Raw genomic sequence first — 1,223 nt, forward strand, 5'->3', positions numbered from 1 at the left:
GGCTAAACATTGGACGAACATTTAAGCATTCTAGCCTATTTGCGTCTCCATGTACGCTTATGGCTCGAAAGGGTGTCTTATTTTTTAGCCTCTTGGATGGTGTGGGTGTTGCGCAAAATCCACAAACAGCCGATTCGCCCCAAAACTTTATTGTTGATGAAATTAGACACCATTGGCGATTATGTGCTTTTTAGGAATTTTTTACAGCCCTTAAGAGAGTTTTATGCCGGCTATGAGATCACGCTATTGTGCAATCAAGGTTTTTTAGAAATCATAGAAGCCTATGATCGATCCTATATCGATCATCTGATCCCTTTGGACATCTCTAAGTGGAGCTCTTGGAAACGATTTCCTCTGTTTTATCGCCTTAAGACAGTCTATATGCTCAACAAACGAAGTTATGAAGTAGTGCTAAATTCTGTATTCCATCGTTTTGCCAATCGTGATGACTTTTTAGTCAGTCTAATCCATGCCCAGCATAAAATGGGCCATTTAGGTTTTGAGCAGGTGAATCAATGGCTTGTGGATACCCCACGCCCGGGCCGTCTCGATCATGCCTACACACGCCTTTTTAATAATTCCCCAGAGGTCCTATTTGAATTTGAGCGCAATCGGGAATTTTTTAGCCAGCTGGTGCAAAAGCCCTTGACAAAAGTGTATTTCAAGCTCCCCCCACCTCCGCCCTTGAATGCAAAGGCTAGCTTTGCCTTGCCCTCTCAAGATTACGGCGTTTTCTTTTTAGGGGCTAGCAACCCCAAAAGAAAATGGGCACTCGATTCGTGGGTGACTCTAGCCCAAAAAATCGCCCCAGCCTTCCAGATTGTGCTGTGTGGCTCGCCCAATGAGAGTTCTGAGGGCTTACAATTAGTCCAAAAAATCCCTAATGCCCTCAACTTAGCTGGCAAAACAAGCTTAATGGAGCTTTTATCTGTGCTCTGCCAAGCGCGTTTTATTGTGTCCAATGAAACGGCAATCCCGCATTTTTGTGTCGCTTTGGACCTTGGGCCTATTTTTGTGATCAGTAGTGGCGAGAGTTTGCAACGCTTCCTCCTTTATCCTAAACACATGAACGCCGACTACTATGCAATTCATCATCCCAAAATTGATGCCTTGCTCCAAACTCCCGATGGTTTGGGACGTTGTGTGGAGATTTATAAATATGCAGGGATAAATTTGCAAATCCCCCACCCCAACTTCCCCCAAATGGTGGCTGACAAAATGGC

1 protein-coding gene is annotated in these 1,223 nt (G+C 44.6%); it reads left to right on the forward strand.

All coding sequences use genetic code 11. The features are described 5' to 3' along the window. Positions 1–72: 72 nt before the first annotated feature. The coding region (locus EAO36_RS08190; protein WP_162983296.1) for a glycosyltransferase family 9 protein at positions 73–1,223 on the forward strand (1,151 nt) is incomplete at its 3' end.

This window comes from Helicobacter mehlei, from assembly GCF_003660265.1.
Taxonomy (GTDB): Bacteria; Campylobacterota; Campylobacteria; order Campylobacterales; family Helicobacteraceae; genus Helicobacter; species Helicobacter mehlei.